Genomic DNA, 21,382 nt, shown 5'->3' on the forward strand with positions numbered 1-21,382 from the left:
AGATTACGCTTTAGGGTCCGTCGCGGATGCAGGCGGCTGCGAGGGATTTTCGACGATCAGTTCACCGACGTTGCGATGGATAGCGGGGCCGTCGGCCTTTTTGAGCGGGGCAACTGCGGACGAGTTAACCGTGGCAAGTGCGATGGCCGCAGCGGTCGGCACGACGCGTTTGAGGGTGTTGATCTCCTGCTGCACGGATGAAACGGAGAAGCGGCGAATCGTGTCGTGATGGGCATTTTGCGCGGCTTCGTCGTAGATCGATTTTGGCACGGGTTTCAGGCCCCAGATGAAACCGGTGAGCGAAAGGAGTTTGAGCCCGTAGTAAGTCGGGTCGATTTCCCACCAATAAAAACCGTTGCGAGTCGCGGATTGGTAGCGGTGGTGGTTATTGTGCCACCCTTCGCCGAGCGTGATGATGGCGAGGATGAAACTGTTGCGCGAATCGTCCGACGTTTCGAAGCGGCGACGGCCCATCAGGTGCGCCATGGAATTAATGCAAGCGGTGCCGTGAAACAGCGCGGTCGTGCTGATGAAGAACCCCCATACGAGCATTTGTGCACCGGATGTGCCAAGGCTCGGCGCGAAGGTTTCCAGCAAGCTGCCGAGTCCAAAAAGCGAGGCGGCAAAAAGCACCGGCACAACGATGTCGAAACGATTCAGCCACACGAGTTCGGGATACTTGGCCAAGTCTTTGATCTTGGAGTAATCTGTCGGGAAATTCCGGCGGCTCGTAATCCAGCCGATGTGCGACCACCAAAATCCGTGAACGTGCGGCGAGTGTGCGTCTTCCTCCTCATCCGAGTGCTGGTGGTGATGGCGATGGTGATAAGCCCACCAAAGGCCGCCCCGTTGCACGGTCGTCGCGCCCCAAAGTGCCAGAATGAACTGCCCAAAGCGAGAGGTGCTGTAGGTCTTGTGGGAAAAATACCGATGATAAATCCCTGTTACCGCGAACATGCGGAAAAAATAGAGAAAGATTGCTGCACCGACTGCGAACCAGCTCCAGCCCGTCCAAATCACGCCCAAGCATCCGAGGTGAAGGAAAATAAAGGGAATGCACCGAACAAAATTAACGCCATCCGGTTGGGCCCGGATTACCTCGGGAGCTTCGATAGAGTAGTCCGAATCGATCCATTGAACCAATGAAGCGAAGGGTGAAGTGGATTTCTTTTCAGTATTCACGTGATGATAGCGTTGAGCCTAAAAGGAAGTCTCGCGACATGACTGGCGCAAGCAGGCTTTCTTGAAATACGAATTACGCGGTGCTTTCCATGGCGCAATTCCTGACCAATATTGGGTGCGCTGTCCTCCAAGAGGCGACAACACGTCACGCCGCCAAACGTTCCGCTTCATCAACAAGGGATTCATTTTTCGAATCACGATCAGGTTGCTTAGGCGGTTGCGGAGCGGGAGGCACAGGGGAGCCGGTCGGCTCGGGCTCAGTCGCCACGAGCAGAGAAAGAAGTGCTAAAACTAGAATTACGGGAATCATTGCTTGGTGCTTCCGGCACTGGGTCAGAGCGCGCGGATGCGGGTGTTGTTCCGTTCATCAGGCCGCGAAAGCGGACATGGGAATCGGATATGACGTCGTGGTCAGCGACGCCGTAAGGTGAATAAAAAGCCCAGAGCACACGTGAACGCAAGTTTACGGCGCAAAAAAAGCGGCTGTAGCAGAAGCCACAGCCGCTTTGAGAAATTTTCTTAATTACGAGACGCTGACTTCAGGAGCGGTGTTCTCTTGAGTGGGCGTTTGAACAACTACAGCGGCGACAGCCTCTGCAGTTGCAGCAGGAGCAACAGCGGCGGCAGCGGCGGTGATGGCAGTCGCAGCAGCGGGAGCAGCGTTAACGGCGGCTTGCGTGATGGCGACGGCAGCTTGAGGAGCGGCGGTGACAGCAGCGCTAGTAACCGAAGCGGCAGCAGCAGAAGCAGCGGCAGCGTCAGGAGCGGCAGCGACAGCAGCCGTGACCGCAGCTGCGGTAACCGAAGAGGCAGCAGCAGAAGCGGCAGCGGCATTAGGAGCGGCGGCGACAGCAGCCGTAACAGCGGCCGTGGTGATGGCAGCGGCTTGCGCAGGAGCAGCAGTCACAGCGGCAGAAGTGATAACGGCGGCAACAGAAGGAGCGGCGGTAACCGAGGCGCTTACGATCGCGGTCGCGAGGCCGGGGTTAGCGGCAACAGCGGCAGCGATGATCGCCTGAGCGTTAGCTGGATCAGCGGCGACAGCGGCAGCAGTCGCATCAACGCTGGCCTGTTGCTCGGTAGTAAGAGTTTGTGCGAACGAATTGCTCGTGAAGAAAAGCGAAGCGACGAGTGCGGCGATCGCGAAAAAAGAACGGCGTGTGATAGAGTTCATGGTGAGTTATGTAGACGTGTGAAAATCGGTTGGTCGGGTTGAAGATTCAGCAATCAATCGGGTTGTCAATGGCCAGTTATAGACATTAGGCCCTACGAACACCTGCGGTATAGCTAGTTTCATACCAGCCAGCGCGGCGTTTTCGCGCTGAGCTTTTTATTGCTCGATATACAGATCCATTTGCTGGCCAACATAAACGGGGTGTAGTGGATCATTGGTAAACCGGAAAATCACTTGAAGCACTCGAGTATCGACTCGCTCCATGCTGCCGCCTGTGAGTGAGCGTTTTGGAATCACAAAAGGTTCTATCCTAACGAATTCCATCTGAATCGGCCGCTCGGTATCGCCCTTGAGGTAACCAATCGCCTTCTTGCCGGCTTTTACGCGAGGAGCGGTTTGCTCGTCCACATCGGCGCGGAGTTGGACTTCATCGATGTTGCCTAGCACCACGCTGGGCGTTGCCGAGAGCACGTTTGCGTATTCGCCGGCGCGCATATTGACTTGGAGAATGGTGCCTTTGGTCGGTGCGCGCACTGTTAGTCGCTCAATCAGGGTCTCAGTTTGTTTTACAATTGCCTGCGTCGCGGCCAGTTGGGCTTCGGCCACAGCGACGTCGTTTACCCGTGCATCGTAATCATCGTCAGACGCGACACCGGTTTTGTGCAGGGTTTGAATACGCGCGAGGGGAGCACGGGCTTTTTGAAGCGTGGCGGCGGCGATAGCGACATTCGCTTTCTGTGTCAGGAGCGAGGCTTGGAGTTCGCGGTCGTCGAGTTGGAGCAACGGTGCTCCCGTTTCGACGCGATCCCACACGCGGACGTGGACTCGCGTCACGAGCCCGCTGATGGGCACACCGACGTTGGTGTTTTCATGCTGTGCTTCGATCAGTCCCGATGCGGCGATGCCGGAAGTGAATGGTTTGGCGGGAGGCGCGACAGGCGGCGGCAGCACCGGCTCGGTGAGACCTGCGCGCAATCGCACGACTAACATCGCGGCGAAACCGATGCCGGCGAGGGCGATCCAAAAAGAAATTTTGCGAAACAAGATCATGGCGGGCGGGAGTTGAAATTTTAAGGTTGGCCGGGATGCGCGGCGGCGATTTCGGCAGGCGAACCGAGCACACGCAAAATGCGGCCATCTTCCATCTCGGCCATGCGATCGGCGAATTTATAGATGCGCGGATCATGCGTCACCACAATGACGGTCCGATTCGATTGCCGGGCGTGCTGACGCAAAAGCTCCATCACGATGTGTCCGTTTTCCGAATCGAGCGCGGAGGTCGGTTCGTCGCACACCAACAACGCCGGTTCGTGAACCAGGGCGCGCGCGATCGCGACGCGCTGCTGTTGGCCGCCGGAGAGTTTGCCGGGCCGCATGCGCGCTTTCTCGCCGATGCCGACGAGCTCGAGAATCTCGCGCGCCTTCGCTTCCGCTTTTCCTGAAGAGACGCCTTGGATGAGGAGCGGCACGGAGACATTCTCCGCGACGGATAGCGTCGGGATGAGATTAAACTGCTGAAAAATAAACCCGATGTGGCTGGCGCGGAATTTGGTGATCGCGCTTTTTTTCATCGCGCGCAGATCGTGCCCGAGCACGTGAACGCTGCCGTCATCCGTTTCAAGCGTGCCTGCCAAAATGGAGAGCAAGGTGGTTTTCCCGCAGCCCGAGGGCCCGACGAGCATCAGCAGTTCTCCCAGGCGCGCTTCGAAATCCGTTTTCTTCAAAACGTGAGTGCGCGAATCGGCTTCGCCAAAAGATTTGTCGACGCCGGTCATGACGACGGCGGCGCTCACGGCGGAATTTTTTTCGGAAACGTTCATCGATCAGCCGCGGAAAACAATCGCGGGTTCAAGTCGCGCAATCCGCGCGATACCGAGTAGTGCGGAGAAAACGCATATCGCGAATACGGCGATCCCGACGATCGCGGGCACTTGCCAGAGCATTAAAAACGGCACGATGCCGAGTTTGAGCAAGTTGTTGCCGAGCACCGCGACGAGTCCGAGCCCGATGCCGTAACCGATAAATCCGACGGCGAGCGATTGCAGCACCAGCATGCCGCATAATTTTCCTGTGCTTGTGCCCATCGCTTTTAACGCGCCGAGGTTGCGGGTGTTTTCGTGCACGAACGAATAAAACGTCTGCCCGGAAATCACGGTGCCCACCACGAATCCCAACAGCACGAGCGTGCCGACGTTGATCGGGATGCCGGTGTTTTTGATATACCACCACATCGTCGACCACATGAACTCATCTTCGGTAAACGCCTTCAATCCGGTCGTGCGTGTGATTTCTGCGGCGACAGCGGATGCGTTTTGTCCGGCGGCGGGCGCGGCGAGAATGAAGCTTAGCATTTTTCTCTGCAACGGCGCATACTGCACTGCGCGATCATAAGTCGTGTAAACATACGGGCCGCCCGTGAACGAGCGGGCGGCTTTGCAGATACCGACGATGCGCGCCTCGCGGTCGTTGATTTCAAAGATATCGCCGAGACTGACCGGTTTGTCGCGGCCTTCGCTGAGGCGCTGGACGCCGAGTTCGTCGATGATGACGGTGTTGGGCATGCGCAAATCTTCGAGATTGCCCGCGAGCATCACATGCGGCGCGCCGGCAAAGGTCGTCGCATCGATGCCGACGAGTTGGATGAGTTTAAACGATCCGTCCGGCAGGCGCGCTTGGATCGTGCTGGTGTAGAGCGGCGCGGCCCATGCGACGTTCGGCACGGAGCGCACGCGGTTGACGTCGGTGTCGCGCATCGGCTTCGCATCGTCAACTCGTTCGACTTTCGGATCGGCAACCCAGATTTCTGCGCGGGCGTTGCGAATGGTTGCGTAGGTCCACGACATGATGCCGCAGAACAACGACGAGCCCTGCGCCATGAGCATCGTCGAAAACATGATGCCGCTGATCAGCATCAAGTATTTGGCGTGATCGCCGAAAAGCATTTTGAGTGCGAGGCGATACATGGGTTAAAGAGGAGGGTTCGCGCGTTCGTAATTCAAGGCGCGGCAAAACTGGGGGAGGGCGCTGCTGACAACCATCACTTTCTCTTGAGCGATAACCGATGCAGTCATGACGGCTTGATGGGGTGAGTTAAGCGCTGGCATTCACCGACGAGGTGCGGGTGGGACTGGCCGGCGCCGTAAATACGGCCACGGCTGACGTTACAAAGTGGGAAAGGGCGGCTTCGTGATCGTGGCTTTTGCAAATGCCGCGAGTGAGTTGGCCCATCTGGTGCAGGGTCGCGAGGGTGTGCTGCATCGAGCCGACGACGAAACTCATGCGCCACATAAAGTCTTCAGGGGTGAGATGGCCGACGCTGCGGCGAATCGCCTGACTGAAGCGCGCAATCGTTGTCTGAAATTCCGTGGTAACGAGTTCGCTCATGAACGGCAACGGTTCGGTGAGGCAGCGCGCGATGAGCTTCACGATATGCTGACCTCCGCGTGCAGGATCTTGGTGCATTTCAAATACCGGTTTGACGAGAATCTCTATAACAAGCGGCAACGGGGGAGGCTGATCCCCAGCCAAGGCAATCACCTGGTCTAGTTTTGCCAGACGCGCCGCGTTTAGTGGTTGGATGCGGCGATGAATGACTTCGGTGTAGAGGGTTTCCTTGTCTCCGAAGTGATAATTCACCGAGGCCAGATTTACCTTCGCGGCATCGGTAATGTGACGAAGCGATGTGCCGTTGAAGCCGTTTTCTGCAAATAGGCGCTCTGCTGCATTTAATATCTTCTCTGCTGTGATATGAGTCTCTTCATTGCGCATTCATACGTTCGTATGAAACAAGTGTATGTTTTATCAAGAATGAATTTAGGGAGATAGTAAGTGCGCTTGAATCAACGCTATTAATGGCTCAGGAAATTGTGCGCCGTTTTTGAGAGTTATCGGGCACTTGCAAACTTTGCATAACGCTTCATCTATTAATGCCTCTCTTCTGGGTAATTTAGATTAATTCCATGAAAGCTCTATTTTTAGCCTGTTTAGTCACTTGCGCTGTTTCGGCATTTGCCGCGACCGCTGAAAAAGGCACGACGCGTGTAAATGTGGTTTTTTCTGAGCCAGAAAAATTTACGGATCTGAAAGAAGGGTGGGCAGACACCACCAAGCGAACAGAAGACCATCGCGACTTCGTGTTGGCAGAGCTGAAAAAACACATCGAAACCATCGCGCAGCCGCTCGTCGCAGAGGGCCAGAGGCTTGAAATCAAAGTCACCGACATTAACCTCGCGGGTGATTTCGAGCCGTGGCACGGACCGGAATTTGATGACATTCGTGTGGTCAAAGACCTCTATCCACCTCGCGTGAATCTCGAATACCGTCTCATTGGTGCGGGTGACCAAGTGATTCGCGAGGGCAAAGCGCAGATCCGCGATCTCAGTTATATGATGTCAGTCAGTTTGCGTTCGTTCGACAGTTTGCGTTATGAAAAGGAAATGCTCCGCTCGTGGATTCGACAGGAGTTTAGGAAGTCAGGGCGTGAGTCCTGATGGTAAAGGGTGTCCCGTGATGCGCAGATATCCCAGAAGACGCCTTTGCGTTTTTTGTGGCTTTTGAAGCGCCCGATTTCTGCCTGATTCGTGGATTTGCCTGTCATAGTAATTGAAAGTGGGCTGATTGAATTAATGGTATGATGTCGTTAAAGCACTGCTCGCCATGGGATTGGCCGGCTTAGGCCACTATTCACTTGCGTAAAGCCTGCGCATGGACGTTCTTAGCGCCCTCGTTAGAGATAGCGTTTAGATGACAGGATCTGGTGAGTCGTAGGCTGAGCACAGGCTTAAGTGATGATTTCGAAACCCACGGTGGGAACGGACTGGCAGATGGCGAAGGATCTACGAATTATTACATGAGCAATTCCAAACTCTACGTTGGAAACCTATCGTTCAACACCTCGGAAACCGAACTCCGTTCGCACTTCGAGCAATTCGGTTCTGTCACCGATACCTATGTCGCTATGGACAAGATGACCGGCCGCCCCCGCGGTTTCGCGTTCGTCACCATGGGCACCCCTGATGAAGCCAAGCTCGCTATCGAGAAGACCAATGGTGTCGATCTCGGTGGTCGCGCTCTCCAAGTTAACGAAGCCCGTCCGAAGGAAGATCGTCCTTCTGGTGGTTTCGGTGGCGGCGGCGGCGGTCGCGGCTTCGGCGGCGGCGGCGGCGGTCGTGGCTTCGGCGGCGGCGGCGGTGGTCGCGGCGGCCGTGGCGGTTACGGTGGCGGCGGCGGTGGCGGCGGTCGCTACTAAGCTGTCATTCGCACCTGCGAACTGACCAATTGAACAATTTCGAGGCGGCACCTTTATCGGTGCCGCCTTTTTCTTTTTCTAAATCCGACTTTCTTAAACAGCGACCATGCCTGCTTCCCTTGTCGTCGAAAAACACCTCTCCTTGGTGCGAGCCTGCACGATTTGTCCGAACATGCATCGACCGGCGGTAGTCGGTCGACCGGTGCGGAGTAAAATTTTATTGGTCGGACAGGCCCCGGGTGACAAGGAACCGGTGTTGGGTCGCCCCTTTGCGTGGACGGCGGGCAAAACGCTTTTCAAATGGTTCGATGCTGCGCTCGGTTGGAACGAAGAGCAGGTGCGGGAGCGGGTTTACTTCGCCGCGGTGTGCCGGTGCTTTCCAGGCAAACGATTAATCGGCGGCGATCGCGTGCCGGACGAACAGGAGATCGCGAACTGTTCTCGCTGGCTTGAAGCCGAATTCAAATTGCTGCGACCTGAACTGGTGTTGCCGGTGGGCAAGCTGGCCATTTCTCAATTTTTACCGGTGAACTCCTTGAACGAGGTGATTGGGCAAAACCTCCGAATCAATTGCCGCGGATACGAAACCGACTGCGTGCCTTTGCCGCATCCTTCGGGTGCTTCGACGTGGCATCGCATGGAGCCGGGCATCACGCACTTGAATCGTGCGCTTAAACTCATCGCGGCGCATCCGGCGGCGTTACAGGCGGGCGCGAAGTTTTAGTTAACCCGATTCCACACGGTTTGTCCGCTGACGGCGGCCCGGGCGATTTTTGCGGAAGTCGTGCGCATCTCGATCATGCCTTCGGGGCTGCAAAACGCGGCGTGGCAGGTGACGATCAAGTTTGGCGTCGCGGCTTCGTCGCGGCTGCGCAGCGGTTCGTTTTCAACCACGTCCAGGCCGGCGCCGGCAATTCGGCCTTCGCGGAGCGCCGCGAGCACGGCGTCTTTTTTGATCAGATCGCCGCGTGCGGTGTTCACGAGAAACGCGTCGCGTTTCATCAGGTTGATTTCGCGCTCTCCGATCAGCCCGTGGGTTTCTGCGTTGAGCAGGCAATGCAGCGACACAACATCGGCGACGCGGAGCAACTCGTCCAAGTTTTCGATTCGTTCAACGCCGATGGCTTTGTGGGTGCCACTGGCGACGTAGGGATCAAAAAACACGACGCGAAATCCAAACGCTTTGGCCCGCAATGCTGTCGCCGTGCCGATGCGGCCCAGGCCCACGATGCCAAACGTGAGCCCGCGCAACCGCCGCATTTTACCCGCGACGTTGATCTGCCAGCCCAGGCGCTTGGCTTCGGCGTCGAGCGGGAAAAGCTGGCGAAACAACGCCAACGTCAGCGCCAGCGTGTGATCGGCAACCTCTTCCGTGCCGTAGTCGGGCACGTTACACACGGGAATTCCACGCGCCGCTGCGGCCTGCGGGTCGACGCTGTCGTAACCCGTGCCGTTCCGGATGAGCGCGCGGCAATTCTTTAGCTTCGAAATGACTTCGGAATCGACTGGGATGTTGTGCCAGAGAATCAACGCGTCTGCGGCCAGCGCTTCGGCGGATAACGCTTCGTTGAAATCCAAATGAATCGTGCGCACCTCCGCGACGCCGTTCATCACGGCGGTCTCGATGCGGGCGGATGGATCGCTAAACGTGAATTCCTTCGGGCAAAGGATGGCAACGAGGGGAAGGCGCATAAGGTGAATCCACTCAATTTGTCCTGCCGGTTGCCGCAAGCTAGGTTTGGGTGCGGCGCAATTTCTACTCACAATTTCTGTGTGAAATTAAGTTGCACGGCTACATTTCCCGCGCTGCTTTGACGCACCTTTTTATGCGTCACTTTCGTTTGTTCACCGTCGCGGCGTTGATCGTTTGCGGCTTCGTTTCCACCACGGGATTCGCGGCGAAAACTGCCGCGCGCCCGCCTTACAAAGGCTTTATCGCGATCGATGCAGCCTCGGGAAAAGTGCTCGCCGAGGAAAGCGCGGATGTCGTCTCGCCGCCGGCGAGCATGACCAAGCTCATGACGTTTGCCGTGCTGCACGACAAACTCGCGAGCGGCGCGATCACACTTGGCACGCAGGTCACGGTTACCGCGTTGGACTCCAGCATGGGCGGCACGCAGGTCTATTTGAAGGAAGGCGAGACGTTCACGGTCGAGGAGTTGATCTACGCGATGATGATTCAGTCGGCCAACGACGCCGCGCACGCGCTCGGACGCACCGCAGCAGGATCGGCGCAGGCGTTTGCCGAACTGATGAACGAAAAAGCCAAACAGATCGGGATGACGCACAGCACGTTTCGTTCACCACATGGATTGCCACCGGCGAATCGTCGGGCGGCGGAAGGCGATCTCACCACGCCACGTGACTACGCGGTGTTGAGCCGTTATTTATTAACCGAGACCGACGTCACGAAATACACGAGCATCCGCTCAAGAAAGTTCGGCGAAGGTAAACGCACGGCGGACACCGTGACTGCCATGGTGAATCACAACAAACTCATCAACCGCGTGGCTGGAGTCGACGGATTGAAAACCGGGTTTACGCAGGCCGCCGGTTTTTGTATCGCCGCCACCGCGCAGCGCGACGGGCGCCGCGTGATTGCCGTCGTGATGGGCAGCCCCGACGCCAAGACGCGTGACCTAAAAACCATCGATTTGATCGAGCGTGGCTTCGCAGCAATCCCGGCAGGTTCAGTGATGCCAACTTCCCAGACGAAAGCATTGCCTGCTGCGCAACCCGAAGAGATTCCCGTGGTCAAAACCGACCAACCGGCCGCCAAGGAACAAGCCTCGACTGGGGCGGAGCCGATGTTCAAGTTGAACCTACCCTCTCAGAAAAAGTGAATACCCTCATCCGTCGTCTTGCCCTGCCATTGTTTGCCCTGCTCGCGTTGTGTGCAGCTCCGTTGCACGCGCAACGTGAGCGGATTCCAATGGAGGATCTCGAACTCGTCGAGAAACGCTGGCCGACCGCCAAACGCACTTACACCGGCTTGCGCTACGTGATTGAAAAACCGGGCGACGCCAGCGGCGCTACTCCGGAAAAAGGCATGGTCGTGAGCGTGCTCTATAAAGGCATGTTGCTTAACGGAACGGTGTTCGATCAATCCAAGGACGCGAACTCGCCGCTGACGATTCGCCTCGGTCGCGGCGAACTCATCCAAGGTTGGGAAGAAGCGCTGCAAAACATGCACAAGGGCGAAAAATGGATTCTCATTGTGCCGCCGGAAATGGGTTACGGCGCACGCGGCAAACCGCCGACGATTCCGCGCCGCGCGACGCTCGTCTTTGAGATGGAGCTCGTTGACTTTAAGAAATCATAAAAAAAGGCCTGCAGTGATGCGGGCCTTTTTTGTGAGAGGAATGGCGCGAGCGATTACTTCATCATCTCGGTGAGCAACGGGTCCATCGCTTCCGCCCACAGCTTGTAGCTCGGACCGGTCGGATGGAGTTGGTCGGGCATCACGCTGTCGGGGATTTTGCCGTCTGCGCCGAGCCAGGCTTTGGTGATATCGAGGAAGCGCACATTTTTCCCGTCGTCGAGTTTGGCCAGGCCGGCGTTGACTTCGTTGATGACGTTCATGCGGGAGACGCCGTCATCGGTTACGACGCCTTGTTTATCTTTACGTGGGCCACGCGGGAAAATCGCCAGCATGAGCACTTTGGTTTTCGGCAATTTCGCACGGATCAGTTCCACGATTTTGGTATTGGCCGCGAGGATCTGCGGCGCGGTGTGGGCGCCGCTGTTGTTCGTGCCAATCATGACGACAACGACCTTTGGCTTGATGCCATCAAGTTCACCGTCCTCAATGCGCCAGATGACGTGTTGGGTCTGGTCGCCGCCGATGCCGAAGTTGGCTGGCTGGTATTTGCTGTAGTATTGCTCCCAGGTTTCCGGGGCTTTTCTCCAGCCGTGGGTGATGGAGTCGCCGATGAAAAGCAGGCCGATCGGGCCGGATTTGGTGCGTTTAAGAAACTCCGCGTGTAATTCGTAGAAAGCAGGATTTGCGCGTTTCGGAATGCCGACCGTAGGATCAACGGGCTTGGGCGGCACCGTTGCGGGCGCGCTGGTCTGCGCAATCGCGAGAGAGAAAAGGCCGGCAAAAACCGGCGCAAGGAAACGGAGTTTTTTGTTCATGGGTAGACGGGTAAAGACGCGCATCACCTTGGGCAGGTGACCTCGCACCGCAAGAAATCACTCCGCCAGACCAGTTACGAACCAGCGACCGTTTTCAGAAACGTCCGGCGCTGCGTCCAAAAGCCATCCGCCGTGTAAAGGAGCAGTCCGATCCAGATAATCGCGAAGGCCTGCAACCGTCCCGTATCGAACGCTTCGTGGTAAACGAAAAGCCCGATGAGAAATTGCACGGTCGGCGCGAGGTATTGCAGCAAACCGAGCGTCGTGAGCCGCACGCGTTGGGCGCCGTAGGCAAATAGCAACAGCGGGATCGCGGTGATCCAACCGGCGCTTAAGATCAGGGTGTGTTGCCACGCGTTGACGCGACCGAGCGCGCCTTGGCCAGTGTGGTGCCACCACAGGAGCGCGCCCACGGCGAGAGGCAGCAGCAATAACGTTTCCGCGGTCAGTCCCGCGAGCGGCCCGAGTGCGGATTTTTTCTTCAACAAACCGTAGGTCGCCCACGTCCCCGCAATCACGATCGCGATCCACGGAAAGTGCCCGAGCTTCAAAAGCAAAACGCCCACGCCCACGGCCGCGCAGCCGATCGCGGCCCATTGGAGCGGGCGCGGTCGTTCATGCAAAATCAAGTAGCCGAGAGCGACGTTGCACAGCGGTGTGAGAAAGTAACCCAGGCTGCATTCGATGATGAATCCCTGGTTCACGCCCCAGACATACGTCAGCCAGTTCACCGTCAACAGCACGCTGCTGATGAGGTTCAGGCCGATCACGCGGGGCGAAGTGAAACCAGCGCGCAGGGTGCCGAGATTTTTCTGCCACGCGAGCACGCCGACGAGAAATACCAGCGACCAGACGAGGCGATGCGTGATGAGCTCGATCGCGGCGATGTCGTGCAGTTGTTTCCAATAAATGGGCACGATGCCCCACGCGATGAATCCGGCGGCGGCGGATAACCCGCCCCTGCTGGCGTTTTGAGCTGTTTCGTTTGAGGACAAGGAGCGCTGACGATTGGGTGCACCCACTGCCACGTCAACCGAACCGCCCGGCACTGACACTCGCAAACGGGCAGCACACTTTGCCCGCGCTCAGCGCGATGCGGTTTTACGGAGCCGCGTTGGTCGATTGATACGACACGAGTTGCCAGCGTTCATTCTGGATTATGTAGATGCAGGTGGTGAGGAGGGTTTTCTTAACGTCTCCCGCGGCTTTCGTGGTCGCTTCCATGTTCACGGTGCCGGTGACGATCGCGAGTTTGCCCTCATAAAGACGAACGAGCGGCGCCGCTGTGTATTGAAACTTCGTGTAAATGAGCGCGCCCGATTTCAAATCGGCGAGGAACTCCGCCTTCGTCTGGCTGCGCCCGGACGAGTGCACATAAAGGCAATCTTTCGTGAGCAGGTCATCGAGGCCACTGAGATCCGCCGACAGTTGTGCGTAGATGCGCACTTCATCGGCGCGAATCACGGCGGCTTTCAAACCATCGCCGATGCTCATGCGCTGGGCATGGCCCGGGGCGGTGAACGCGGCAAAAAACAATGAAACCAACAAAGGCAGCAGACGGAATCGGAGATTCATGAGGAAGCGTGTTAATTTTAACGATGCACCGGTTGCGGCCGGCCGTTTTCGTCGATGGCCACGTAAGTGAAAACGCCCTCGGTCACGCGCAGGAGTTTGCTGTCCGTGCTGCGCTGCACCCACGCCTCGACGTTTATTTTCATCGAAGTGCGCCCGACTTTCAGAATCGACGCGTGGCAGTTTACGATGTCGCCGACATTGACGGGATTCAGGAACGCCATGCCATCGACCGCGACTGTGGTCACGCGACTGCGGGAAAGATTGCGTGCGTAGATCGCGGCACCGAGATCCATCTGCGACATCAACCAGCCGCCGAAAATATCGCCGTTGGGATTGGTGTCCGCCGGCATCGCGATGGTGCGGATCACGAGTTCCCCTTGGGGTTCGGTGGGCGCGGGAGAAATAGGCGGATTCGTCATGGGGCAAACCAATCACGCCTCACGCGGACGGGCAAGTTTCCCCAGCAATCATCGCAAGGGGTATCTTCTAAAGCTAAGGTTTCTTGTCGTAGCGCAGCAACGTCAGCACTTTTTCCGAACACACAAAAATCGAACGGCCATCGCGCGAAAAACACGCCGCTTCGGCCTGCGGGAGATCGAAAGCCGGCAACGCCACCGGCGTGCGCGCGAGAGCGTCGGCCCATGATTCGTTGCGCTCGCGTTTGAACAGCAACGGCCCGCCGTAGAGCAGCACGAGCGCGCTGCGACCGTCCGGCGCGAAATCGATCGCGGTGGGCTGGCCGCGCAAACCGAAGAGCGGCGCGGGCACCATTTTTTGCAGCCCGAGCGGTTGGGGGAGCTGCGGCACGGTGCCGACGACACGCGCGGCGGCGGGGATTTCGCGTTGCGCGCGTTGGAGCGGCACGCGGTAGAGCTTCGCTGGCACCTCGCGTTTGGAGAGCAGGTAAACGGCCCGTTCCACGGCATCCACGGTGACGGCTTCGCAATCGCGTGCGCCGTCTTCGAATACAAAATAAATGGAGTAATCGGGCGTGAGCGTGATTTCCTGGCCGGGAGAAAGCCGCGCCACGTCGGGTTCGGTGAACACGTGCAACACGCACGGCGTGCGCGTGCTGAAATTATTTCCCGTATCGGCGACGAGGAGCATCGCCTTGCCGTCGAGTTCGAACGACGTGAGGTCTTCCCAATCGGTGTTTTTCACTCCTTGCAGCCGCACCGCGCCACGGGCTGCGCCTTTGTCGTCGATGGCATAGACAACATTGTCTCCGCCGCTGTCATTGACGACCCACAACAAGCCTTTCGTGCGATGCGAGGCGGCGAGCCCGCTGGCTTCGCGGTTCTTGGGTTCGGCGAGTTGGCCGGCGACGACTGGCGCGGCAAAACCCGCCGTCGTGTCGCTCGCGTAAATGCCGCCCGCAATAAATAGAAAGACGAGCAGCGCGACCGACTTTGGCGTTGTTTTCAAAAGGCTTTGGCCAGAGAGTGAAGGGACCATGTCAAGCACTGCTCATGCCGCGTTCCGGCGTTTGTTCAACGAAATCGGCACGGTCGATTTTGTCGGGATCGAAGAGCGCGTGGCGAAATACGGCACCCGCAGCATCAAAAAGGCCGCGAAAGTCCAGGGCCTCAAACTCGCCGCGTCGATGATCGATCTCACCACGCTCGAAGGGAAAGACACTCCCGGAAAAGTTGCCTCGCTTTGCCAAAAGGCGATGAGTCCGCACGAGGGACTCGATGTCCCGCAGGTCGCCGCGGTGTGCGTCTATCCTGCGATGGTGAAACACGCGCGCCGCGCGTTGGGCGAAGATACCGCGATCCGGATCGCTTCTGTCGCGACCGCCTTTCCGTCCGGACAAGCGCCGCTCAAGACTCGGCTCGCCGAAGTGAAAGCGGCGGTTGAAGACGGTGCTGACGAAATCGACATGGTGATCAACCGCGGGGCATTTCTATCCGGCGAGTTTCAACTCGTGCAGGACGAAGTCGCTGCCGTGGTCGAAGCCTGCGGCGAGGCGACCCTCAAAGTGATTCTCGAAGTCAGCGAACTCGAAACCTACGATAACATCCGCGCCGCCTCCTTCCTCTCGATGCGCGTGCTGCGCCCGAATGATTTTATCAAGACGAGCACCGGCAAAACGTCGCTCAATGCCACGCTTGGCAACAACCAGGTGATGCTCGAAGCGATTCGCGATTTCTATCTCGATACCGGCATTCCGATTTCGATGAAACCCGCCGGCGGCATCCGCACGGCGAAACAAGCGCTGACGTTCCTCATTGCCGTCAAGGAAACGCTCGGTGACGAGTGGCTCAACAACACGCGTTACCGTTTCGGCGCGTCGTCGTTGCTCAACGACGTGCTCCGCCAGCTCGAAAAAGAAAAAACCGGCGCTTACCAAGCACCCTACTATTTCAGCGAAGCCGCCGAATCTTATTAATTTAAAAATCCCGAAAATTTAACCACGGAGGCACAGAGCACACGGAGTAATTCCTGCGGACTTCCCTCCGTGAACTCTGTGCCTCTGTGGTTCAAAATCATGTCTACTGTCGCTCCCGTTATTAAACGTCCTGCCAAACGCTCCCAAGGTCGTCCCGCCCCCGAATTAATCTTTGGCGATTTGTGGCAATTCGATCCCGCGCCTGAGACGGCCGATCCGAAGCTGAAGGCGCGCTACGAACTGTTCATCAACGGCAAATTCGTCGCGCCGTCTTCCGGCAAATATTTCGATTCCATCAATCCGGCCAACGAGCAAAAGCTCACGGAAATCGCGCATGGCAACGCTGCCGACGTCGACGCCGCTTACGCCGCCGCGAAAAAAGCCTTCGATCACACGTGGGGCAAATTGCCCGGCAAGGAGCGCGCGAAATACCTCTACCGCATCGCGCGCTTGCTGCAGGATCGCGCGCGAGAGTTCGCCGTCGCGGAGACGCTCGACGGGGGCAAACCGATCAAGGAATCGCGCGACTTCGACGTGCCGATGGCCGCCGCGCATTTCTTTTATCACGCGGGTTGGGCCGACAAACTCGATTACGTCGCGCCCGGTCGCAAAGTCGCGCCGCTCGGCGTCGTGGGTCAGGTCATTCCGTGGAATTTCCCGCTGTTGATGCTCGCGTGGAAACTCGCGCCCGCGCTCGCGATGGGCAACACGGTCGTCATTAAGCCGGCGGAAACAACCAGCGTCACGGCGCTCAAGTTGGCCGAAATTTTCCAGGACGCGGGCCTGCCTCCGGGTGTGGTTAACATCGTTACTGGTTTTGGCGACACCGGCGCGGCCATCATGGGTCACGCGACGGCGGCGAAGGTCGCGTTCACCGGTTCGACCGAAGTGGGCAAAATCATCATGCGCTCGCTCGCGGGCACCGACAAAAAGATGACCATGGAACTCGGTGGTAAGGCGGCGAACATCGTGTTCGACGACGCGCCGATCGATCAGGCCGTCGAAGGCATCGTCAACGGCATCTTCTTTAATCAAGGCCACGTGTGCTGCGCCGGTTCGCGTTTGCTCGTGCAAGAAACTGTCGCCGACGAAGTGCTGGCGAAACTGAAGAACCGCATCCGCACGCTCCGCGTTGGCGATCCGATCGACAAAAACACCGACATCGGTGCGATCAATTCCAAGGAGCAACTCCACACGATCGAAAAACTCGTCGCTGCTGGCGTGAAGGAAGGCGCGACGATGTATCAGCCGCCGTGCAAGCTGCCGACGAAAGGCTTTTATTTCCGCCCGACCCTGTTCTCCGACGTCTCGATGAGCAGTCGCGTGGCACGCGAAGAAATCTTTGGGCCGGTGCTTTCGATTCTCACTTTCCGCACGCTCGACGAAGCGATCGAAAAAGCGAACAACACCGCCTACGGACTTAGCGCCGGCGTGTGGACGGACAAGGGTTCGCGCATCTTGAAGATGTCGACCGAGCTCAAAGCCGGCGTGGTGTGGGCGAACACTTACAACAAGTTCGATCCGACCTCGCCGTTCGGCGGCTATAAGGAATCCGGTTTCGGTCGCGAAGGCGGCCGCCAAGGCCTGCTCGATTACTGTAAGCTTGTTTAAAACCAGAGTGATTTATCTGGAACTCAGGAAATCAGGAAATGAACCCAAGCGCCTCCATCCCTGAGTTCCTGATTTCCAGATTCTCTCAATGTCTTCTCAGTTCGTTCCTCCCTCTGAATGTCCCGTGTGTGGCGAGCGCGTGCCGCGTGGTGCGAAGGCTTGCCCGGGTTGCGGCGCGGACGAGCGCTCCGGTTGGAACGATGACGACACGCGCTACGACGGTCTCGATCTGCCCGCAGAAGCTTTCACCGACGACGATGCTCCGCAGCGCAAAGCGCCGCGCTCCAGGGGCAAACTCTGGCTCGTGGTCGCCGTTGTCCTCATCGTGCTTTTCGTTCTAGGAATTTTCCTCCGCTGATTTTTCATGGCTGATTACCGCTCCACTCCCACTGACACCCAAGGCATGCCGCCGGGTATTCCTTACATCATCGGCAACGAAGCGGCCGAGCGGTTTAATTTTTACGGGCTGAAGGCGATCCTCGTCATTTACATGACGCAATACCTCATGGGGTCGAACGGTGCGCTCGCGACGATGGGCGAACACGAGGCGAGCAAGTGGTATCATCTTTTTGTCAGCGCGAATTACTTTCTGCCGGCGTTTGGCGCAATCGTCGCCGACGTTTTCTTCGGGAAATATCGGACGATTTTCTGGCTCTCGTTGGTTTACGCGTTGGGCTGCGTCGCGCTCGCGATGGATGATACCCGGCTGGGTCTTGCGCTGGGCCTCGGGCTAATCGCGTTCGGCGCCGGTGGCATCAAGCCCTGCGTTTCGTCGCACGTGGGGGATCAGTTTGGTCCGTCAAATCAGACTTTGCTGAGCAAAGCGTTCGGCTGGTTTTATCTCGCGGTGAATTTCGGTTCGACGTTCTCCATCGTGATGACGCCGTGGTTGCTGAAAAACTATGGCCCGGCGTGGGCCTTTGGAATTCCGGCCGCGTTGATGGTGCTTGCCGTCTTTGTGTTTTGGGCTGGCCGCAATAAATTCATCCACGTCCCGCCGGCCGGGAAATCTTTCTTCGCACGCACTTTCAATCGTGAGACGGGCAAAACGCTGGGCGGTCTCGCTTTCATTTTTGCGTTCATGGCGGTGTTCTGGGCGCTGTGGGATCAATGCGGCAGCACGTGGACCTTACAGGCAGAGAAAATGAACCGCGTCGTGTTCGGCGTGGAAATTATGTCGTCGCAAGTGCAGGCGATCAACGGCCCGCTGATCCTCGCGTTTGTGCCGCTGTGCCATTTTGTAATTTATCCGCTCATCAGCCGCGTGTGGCCACTCACCCCGCTGCGCAAAATTGGTCTTGGGATTTTCCTTATCGGCGTCTCGTTTCTGTTTAGCGCGTGGATCGATGTCATGATCGATCAGGGCGCGCGACCGAGCGTGTTTTGGCAGGCGCCGGGTTATGTGCTTCTTTCACTTGGCGAAGTGATGGCATCGATTACGGCGCTGGAGTTCGCTTACACGCAGGCCCCCAAGCACCTCAAGGCAGTCGTGCAGGCGTTGTATCTGTTCTCTGTTTCGCTGGGCAATTTCTTCACCGCGGGCGTGCAGTGGTTCATCGGTAATCCGGATGGGTCCTCGAAGCTGAGCGGCCCGGCTTACTTTGTTTTCTACGCGGTGCTGGCGATGGTCGCATCGTTTGTCTTCGCTCTCGTCGCGCGTAGCTACAAGGACGATGCTCAATTCCAGACAACCACTCCGGCAACGTCTTAACCTCTTTTCACTATGACTCGTCTGCCCATCACCAAAACCCCGAAAGTTTACGTCGGCGGTGCTTTCATCCGTTCCGAGAGCGCGCGCGTGTTCCCGATCAAGGATGCGTCCGGTGAATTTTTCGCCAACATCCCGCAGTGCACGCGCAAAGATCTGCGTAATGCCGTCGAGGCCGCCGCCAAAGCCGGCCCCGGTTGGGCGAAACGCACGGCCTACAATCGTGGCCAGATTATTTATCGCCTCGCCGAGATGATCGAAGCGCGCAAAGCCGACCTGGCTGACGCGCTCGCAGTGAGCGGAATTTCCAAAGCCGCCGCGGCAAAAGAAATCACCGCGACGATCGATCGGCTCGTTTACTACGCCGGCTGGACCGACAAATACGAACAAGTCCTCGGCAACGTAAACCCGGTGGCGTCGCCGCATTTCAATTTCACAGTGACGGAACCGATGGGAATCATCGGCGTGATTGCGCCCGATGAATCGCCGTTGCTCGCGCTGGTGTCGCTCATCGCGCCCGCGATCACGAGTGGCAACACGGTCATCGCGCTCGCTTCGTCCACGCAGCCTTACCCGGCGATCGTGCTGGGCGAAATGCTGGCGACGAGCGATCTGCCCGGTGGCGTGGTGAATTTGCTCACCGGTTTCCGCAAGGAAATGGTCCCGACGTTTGCCACGCATACGCACCTCCGCGCCATCTCGGGCGTCGTCAATGCCGACGACCGCAAAACGCTCAAACTCGGTGCGGCCGAAAGCGTGAAACGCGTGAAGCTGCTCCATGCCGAGGACAAAATCGATTGGTTCGCCGACCAGGCGCAGAGCCTTTACGAGATCCGCGACTTCGTGGAGTTCAAGACCACGTGGCACCCGATCGGAGCGTGAGCGCATGAGTGTGCTCATTCCGATCGCTCCGCGGGAATCGCGGAATCTCATGCTCGTGTGGTGGGTGTTGTGGGCGAGCCAGCTCGCCGGCCTCGGCGCCCTCTACGCGTTCCTCGTGCCAGCTTCGCGTTTCACCGGTTCGGCTTCGCCGCAGTCGTTGATCAACCTGATCGGGGTGGCCCCGCTGTTTATCAGCATCGTGATTCGGTGGCTGATGTTGCCGCGCGTGATGACGCCGGTGCGCGCGTTTTCGCTGGTGATCGTCGGCCTCGCGACGGCGGAAGCATGCGGCATATTGGGAATTTTCCTCGGGGGAATTTATACCCGCGAACTCGTGCTACTCGGTGTGCTCGGCCTGTTGCAATACGCGCCGGTGTTCGCGCGCCAGACCTTCGAGCCGCGCACCTCGGGGTTTCGTTCGCGCGAGTGAGCTGGTAACGTATTACTTTACCAGTGCCCGGGGAAACGCTTGGTCACTCCAGGCGCCACGGCATGAATCGCGTGTGGGCCGGCCGGCCGGAGGCGGGCAGTGGGCCGAATTCTTCTTTCGCGGCGATCGCGCCCGACACGGGTTGTTGTAATTCGATGGGCGGATGGCTGTCGGCCAGATCCACCGACGGCAGCCCGGGCTGGTTGAAAATTTTCAGCAGCGACGCGAAACCATAACGACGCCGGCGCGCGGGCGAAGAGGGCGCGGAGGTGACGTGAGCGAGTTTGTCGGTGCAGCAGGTATTCATGGCGGAAGGAATTGTGGCTACTTTACTCCGTGGCACCGACAACTCCAGCGATGCGGGCCGGTTTCGCCCCTGTGCTCCTCGCGTAAATAATGCGCTGTGCCGGAATCCGTTGCTCAGGTGGAATCCGCCTTCCGCCCGACGCTGAAGCGATGTCGGGCCTGGAGGCCACGCGGGGATGACGTGTGGAGATGCAAATTCTGATACCTGGCCGGAGGCGAGCTCCACCTTAACACCGCTTAATTATCGCCGCTCAGTTTGCCTGTTTCGTCGAGGCGGTCGAGGAAGAGCCAGCAGCGCTTTACGAGGGTTTCGTGCGTCTTGGCCTGCTCGATATAGCGCAACACTTGGCGGCGAATCGCGACGCTGTGGGCGAGCCATTTTTTTTCGAGCTGCGGGCGATCTTGAAACGCTTTGCGCATTTCCTCGGGGACTTCCGGTTCGCGCGTCGCAGCGTCAGGCTCGAGGGTAAATGAAATCGTGTCGCCAGCATCGACGCCGGCGGCTTTCACGAGCTCGGCTTTGAACGCGACTTTGTAGTGACCGCGTTTGCCGGGAAAAAGCGTGACGCGATCGACGTCGTCGTTGAAACGCAGGATCGCGTTCCAGCCTTCACCGCCGCCCTTGATGTCGGCGGGTGGGAGCTTGAGTTGATCGATCGCCGGTTTCGGTAGATCGACCCAGCGAATCCAGGCGACAGTATAAAGTTCGGCGGTGAATTTCCTTTTCGGCATGACGT

Annotated in this window: 25 protein-coding genes; 11 read left to right on the plus strand and 14 right to left on the minus strand. The window is 58.0% G+C overall.

Going from position 1 to position 21,382, the window contains the following annotated elements; all coding sequences use genetic code 11:
• Positions 1-3 precede the first annotated feature (3 nt).
• The 6 genes from ACRRQW_RS08745 to ACRRQW_RS08770 form a co-directional block, all read right to left on the minus strand.
• Positions 4-1,182, minus strand: a complete 1,179-nt coding sequence (locus ACRRQW_RS08745; protein ID WP_438480907.1) for an acyl-CoA desaturase — start codon at positions 1,180-1,182, stop codon at positions 4-6.
• A 523-nt stretch (positions 1,183-1,705) separates the two neighbouring features.
• Complete coding sequence (locus ACRRQW_RS08750) at positions 1,706-2,356, minus strand: hypothetical protein (protein WP_438480908.1); 651 nt, start codon at positions 2,354-2,356, stop codon at positions 1,706-1,708.
• Between the two features lie 156 nt (positions 2,357-2,512).
• Positions 2,513-3,406 carry an efflux RND transporter periplasmic adaptor subunit gene (locus ACRRQW_RS08755; protein WP_438480909.1) on the minus strand — a complete coding sequence of 298 codons (894 nt, stop codon included), beginning with the start codon at positions 3,404-3,406 and terminating at the stop codon, positions 2,513-2,515.
• Positions 3,407-3,426: 20 nt separating this feature from the next.
• A complete protein-coding gene (locus ACRRQW_RS08760) occupies positions 3,427-4,176 on the minus strand; it encodes an ABC transporter ATP-binding protein (protein WP_438480910.1) in 750 nt (249 codons plus the stop codon).
• A 3-nt stretch (positions 4,177-4,179) separates the two neighbouring features.
• On the minus strand, positions 4,180-5,319 hold the full coding sequence (locus ACRRQW_RS08765) for an ABC transporter permease (protein WP_438480911.1): 1,140 nt from the start codon (positions 5,317-5,319) through the stop codon (positions 4,180-4,182).
• Positions 5,320-5,446: 127 nt separating this feature from the next.
• Positions 5,447-6,124: a TetR/AcrR family transcriptional regulator gene (locus ACRRQW_RS08770; RefSeq protein WP_438480912.1), complete on the minus strand. Its 678-nt coding sequence runs from the start codon at positions 6,122-6,124 to the stop codon at positions 5,447-5,449.
• Positions 6,125-6,315: 191 nt separating this feature from the next.
• Between ACRRQW_RS08770 and ACRRQW_RS08775 the strand changes: the two genes are divergently transcribed.
• The 3 genes from ACRRQW_RS08775 (at position 6,316) to ACRRQW_RS08785 (ending at position 8,328) form a co-directional block, all read left to right on the plus strand.
• Entirely contained in the window at positions 6,316-6,846 is a 531-nt protein-coding gene (locus ACRRQW_RS08775) for a DUF3016 domain-containing protein (protein WP_438480913.1), read from the plus strand.
• Positions 6,847-7,205: 359 nt separating this feature from the next.
• Entirely contained in the window at positions 7,206-7,604 is a 399-nt protein-coding gene (locus tag ACRRQW_RS08780) for an RNA recognition motif domain-containing protein (RefSeq protein ID WP_438480914.1), read from the plus strand.
• Positions 7,605-7,710: 106 nt separating this feature from the next.
• A complete protein-coding gene (locus ACRRQW_RS08785; RefSeq protein WP_438480915.1) occupies positions 7,711-8,328 on the plus strand; it encodes a uracil-DNA glycosylase family protein in 618 nt (205 codons plus the stop codon).
• On the opposite strand, the gene ACRRQW_RS08790 is transcribed toward ACRRQW_RS08785, so the two are convergent.
• Positions 8,325-9,296 carry a C-terminal binding protein gene (locus ACRRQW_RS08790; protein ID WP_438480916.1) on the minus strand — a complete coding sequence of 324 codons (972 nt, stop codon included), beginning with the start codon at positions 9,294-9,296 and terminating at the stop codon, positions 8,325-8,327. The two genes, ACRRQW_RS08785 and ACRRQW_RS08790, sit on opposite strands and share 4 nt — an antisense overlap.
• 134 nt (positions 9,297-9,430) lie before the next feature.
• On the opposite strand from ACRRQW_RS08790, the gene ACRRQW_RS08795 reads away from it, so the two are divergent.
• Both ACRRQW_RS08795 and ACRRQW_RS08800 read left to right on the plus strand, forming a co-directional pair.
• Positions 9,431-10,447 (plus strand): D-alanyl-D-alanine carboxypeptidase family protein, encoded by a 1,017-nt coding sequence (locus ACRRQW_RS08795; protein ID WP_438480917.1) that lies wholly within the window; start codon positions 9,431-9,433, stop codon positions 10,445-10,447.
• Positions 10,444-10,926 carry an FKBP-type peptidyl-prolyl cis-trans isomerase gene (locus tag ACRRQW_RS08800; RefSeq protein ID WP_438480918.1) on the plus strand — a complete coding sequence of 161 codons (483 nt, stop codon included), beginning with the start codon at positions 10,444-10,446 and terminating at the stop codon, positions 10,924-10,926. Before ACRRQW_RS08795 ends, ACRRQW_RS08800 begins: the two co-directional genes overlap by 4 nt.
• Before the next feature lie 53 nt (positions 10,927-10,979).
• Here ACRRQW_RS08800 and ACRRQW_RS08805 read toward each other — a convergent pair whose 3' ends face one another.
• The 5 genes from ACRRQW_RS08805 to ACRRQW_RS08825 all read right to left on the minus strand — a co-directional run bounded on the left by ACRRQW_RS08805 (position 10,980) and on the right by ACRRQW_RS08825 (position 14,741).
• Positions 10,980-11,741 carry a GDSL-type esterase/lipase family protein gene (locus ACRRQW_RS08805; protein WP_438480919.1) on the minus strand — a complete coding sequence of 254 codons (762 nt, stop codon included), beginning with the start codon at positions 11,739-11,741 and terminating at the stop codon, positions 10,980-10,982.
• Between the two features lie 74 nt (positions 11,742-11,815).
• Entirely contained in the window at positions 11,816-12,736 is a 921-nt protein-coding gene (rarD, locus tag ACRRQW_RS08810; RefSeq protein WP_438480920.1) for an EamA family transporter RarD, read from the minus strand.
• Between the two features lie 106 nt (positions 12,737-12,842).
• Entirely contained in the window at positions 12,843-13,316 is a 474-nt protein-coding gene (locus ACRRQW_RS08815) for a nuclear transport factor 2 family protein (protein WP_438480921.1), read from the minus strand.
• 17 nt (positions 13,317-13,333) lie between these two features.
• Positions 13,334-13,735 carry an acyl-CoA thioester hydrolase YciA gene (yciA, locus tag ACRRQW_RS08820; protein WP_438480922.1) on the minus strand — a complete coding sequence of 134 codons (402 nt, stop codon included), beginning with the start codon at positions 13,733-13,735 and terminating at the stop codon, positions 13,334-13,336.
• A gap of 73 nt (positions 13,736-13,808) precedes the next feature.
• On the minus strand, positions 13,809-14,741 hold the full coding sequence (locus tag ACRRQW_RS08825; RefSeq protein WP_438480923.1) for a hypothetical protein: 933 nt from the start codon (positions 14,739-14,741) through the stop codon (positions 13,809-13,811).
• Between the two features lie 28 nt (positions 14,742-14,769).
• Between ACRRQW_RS08825 and deoC the strand changes: the two genes are divergently transcribed.
• From deoC to ACRRQW_RS08855, 6 genes are all read left to right on the plus strand, one after another.
• The gene (gene deoC, locus ACRRQW_RS08830; protein WP_438480924.1) at positions 14,770-15,708 is read left to right on the plus strand and encodes a deoxyribose-phosphate aldolase; all 939 of its coding nucleotides are present in this window, start codon (positions 14,770-14,772) and stop codon (positions 15,706-15,708) included.
• A 99-nt stretch (positions 15,709-15,807) separates the two neighbouring features.
• Positions 15,808-17,319: an aldehyde dehydrogenase family protein gene (locus ACRRQW_RS08835; RefSeq protein WP_438482347.1), complete on the plus strand. Its 1,512-nt coding sequence runs from the start codon at positions 15,808-15,810 to the stop codon at positions 17,317-17,319.
• A gap of 88 nt (positions 17,320-17,407) precedes the next feature.
• The gene (locus ACRRQW_RS08840) at positions 17,408-17,677 is read left to right on the plus strand and encodes a zinc ribbon domain-containing protein (protein ID WP_438480925.1); all 270 of its coding nucleotides are present in this window, start codon (positions 17,408-17,410) and stop codon (positions 17,675-17,677) included.
• A gap of 6 nt (positions 17,678-17,683) precedes the next feature.
• Complete coding sequence (locus tag ACRRQW_RS08845; protein ID WP_438480926.1) at positions 17,684-19,030, plus strand: POT family MFS transporter; 1,347 nt, start codon at positions 17,684-17,686, stop codon at positions 19,028-19,030.
• Positions 19,031-19,042: 12 nt separating this feature from the next.
• Positions 19,043-19,909: an aldehyde dehydrogenase family protein gene (locus ACRRQW_RS08850; protein WP_438480927.1), complete on the plus strand. Its 867-nt coding sequence runs from the start codon at positions 19,043-19,045 to the stop codon at positions 19,907-19,909.
• 4 nt (positions 19,910-19,913) lie between these two features.
• Positions 19,914-20,339 (plus strand): hypothetical protein, encoded by a 426-nt coding sequence (locus ACRRQW_RS08855; protein ID WP_438480928.1) that lies wholly within the window; start codon positions 19,914-19,916, stop codon positions 20,337-20,339.
• Between the two features lie 43 nt (positions 20,340-20,382).
• Here the strand turns inward: ACRRQW_RS08855 and ACRRQW_RS08860 are convergent, their stop codons facing one another.
• Positions 20,383-20,646, minus strand: coding sequence for a hypothetical protein (locus tag ACRRQW_RS08860; protein ID WP_438480929.1), 264 nt, complete (start codon positions 20,644-20,646; stop codon positions 20,383-20,385).
• A gap of 236 nt (positions 20,647-20,882) precedes the next feature.
• A complete protein-coding gene (locus tag ACRRQW_RS08865; protein WP_438480930.1) occupies positions 20,883-21,377 on the minus strand; it encodes a YdeI/OmpD-associated family protein in 495 nt (164 codons plus the stop codon).
• Positions 21,378-21,382: the final 5 nt, after the last annotated feature.

The organism is Oleiharenicola lentus, assembly GCF_051660365.1.
Taxonomy (GTDB): Bacteria; Verrucomicrobiota; Verrucomicrobiia; order Opitutales; family Opitutaceae; genus Lacunisphaera; species Lacunisphaera lenta_A.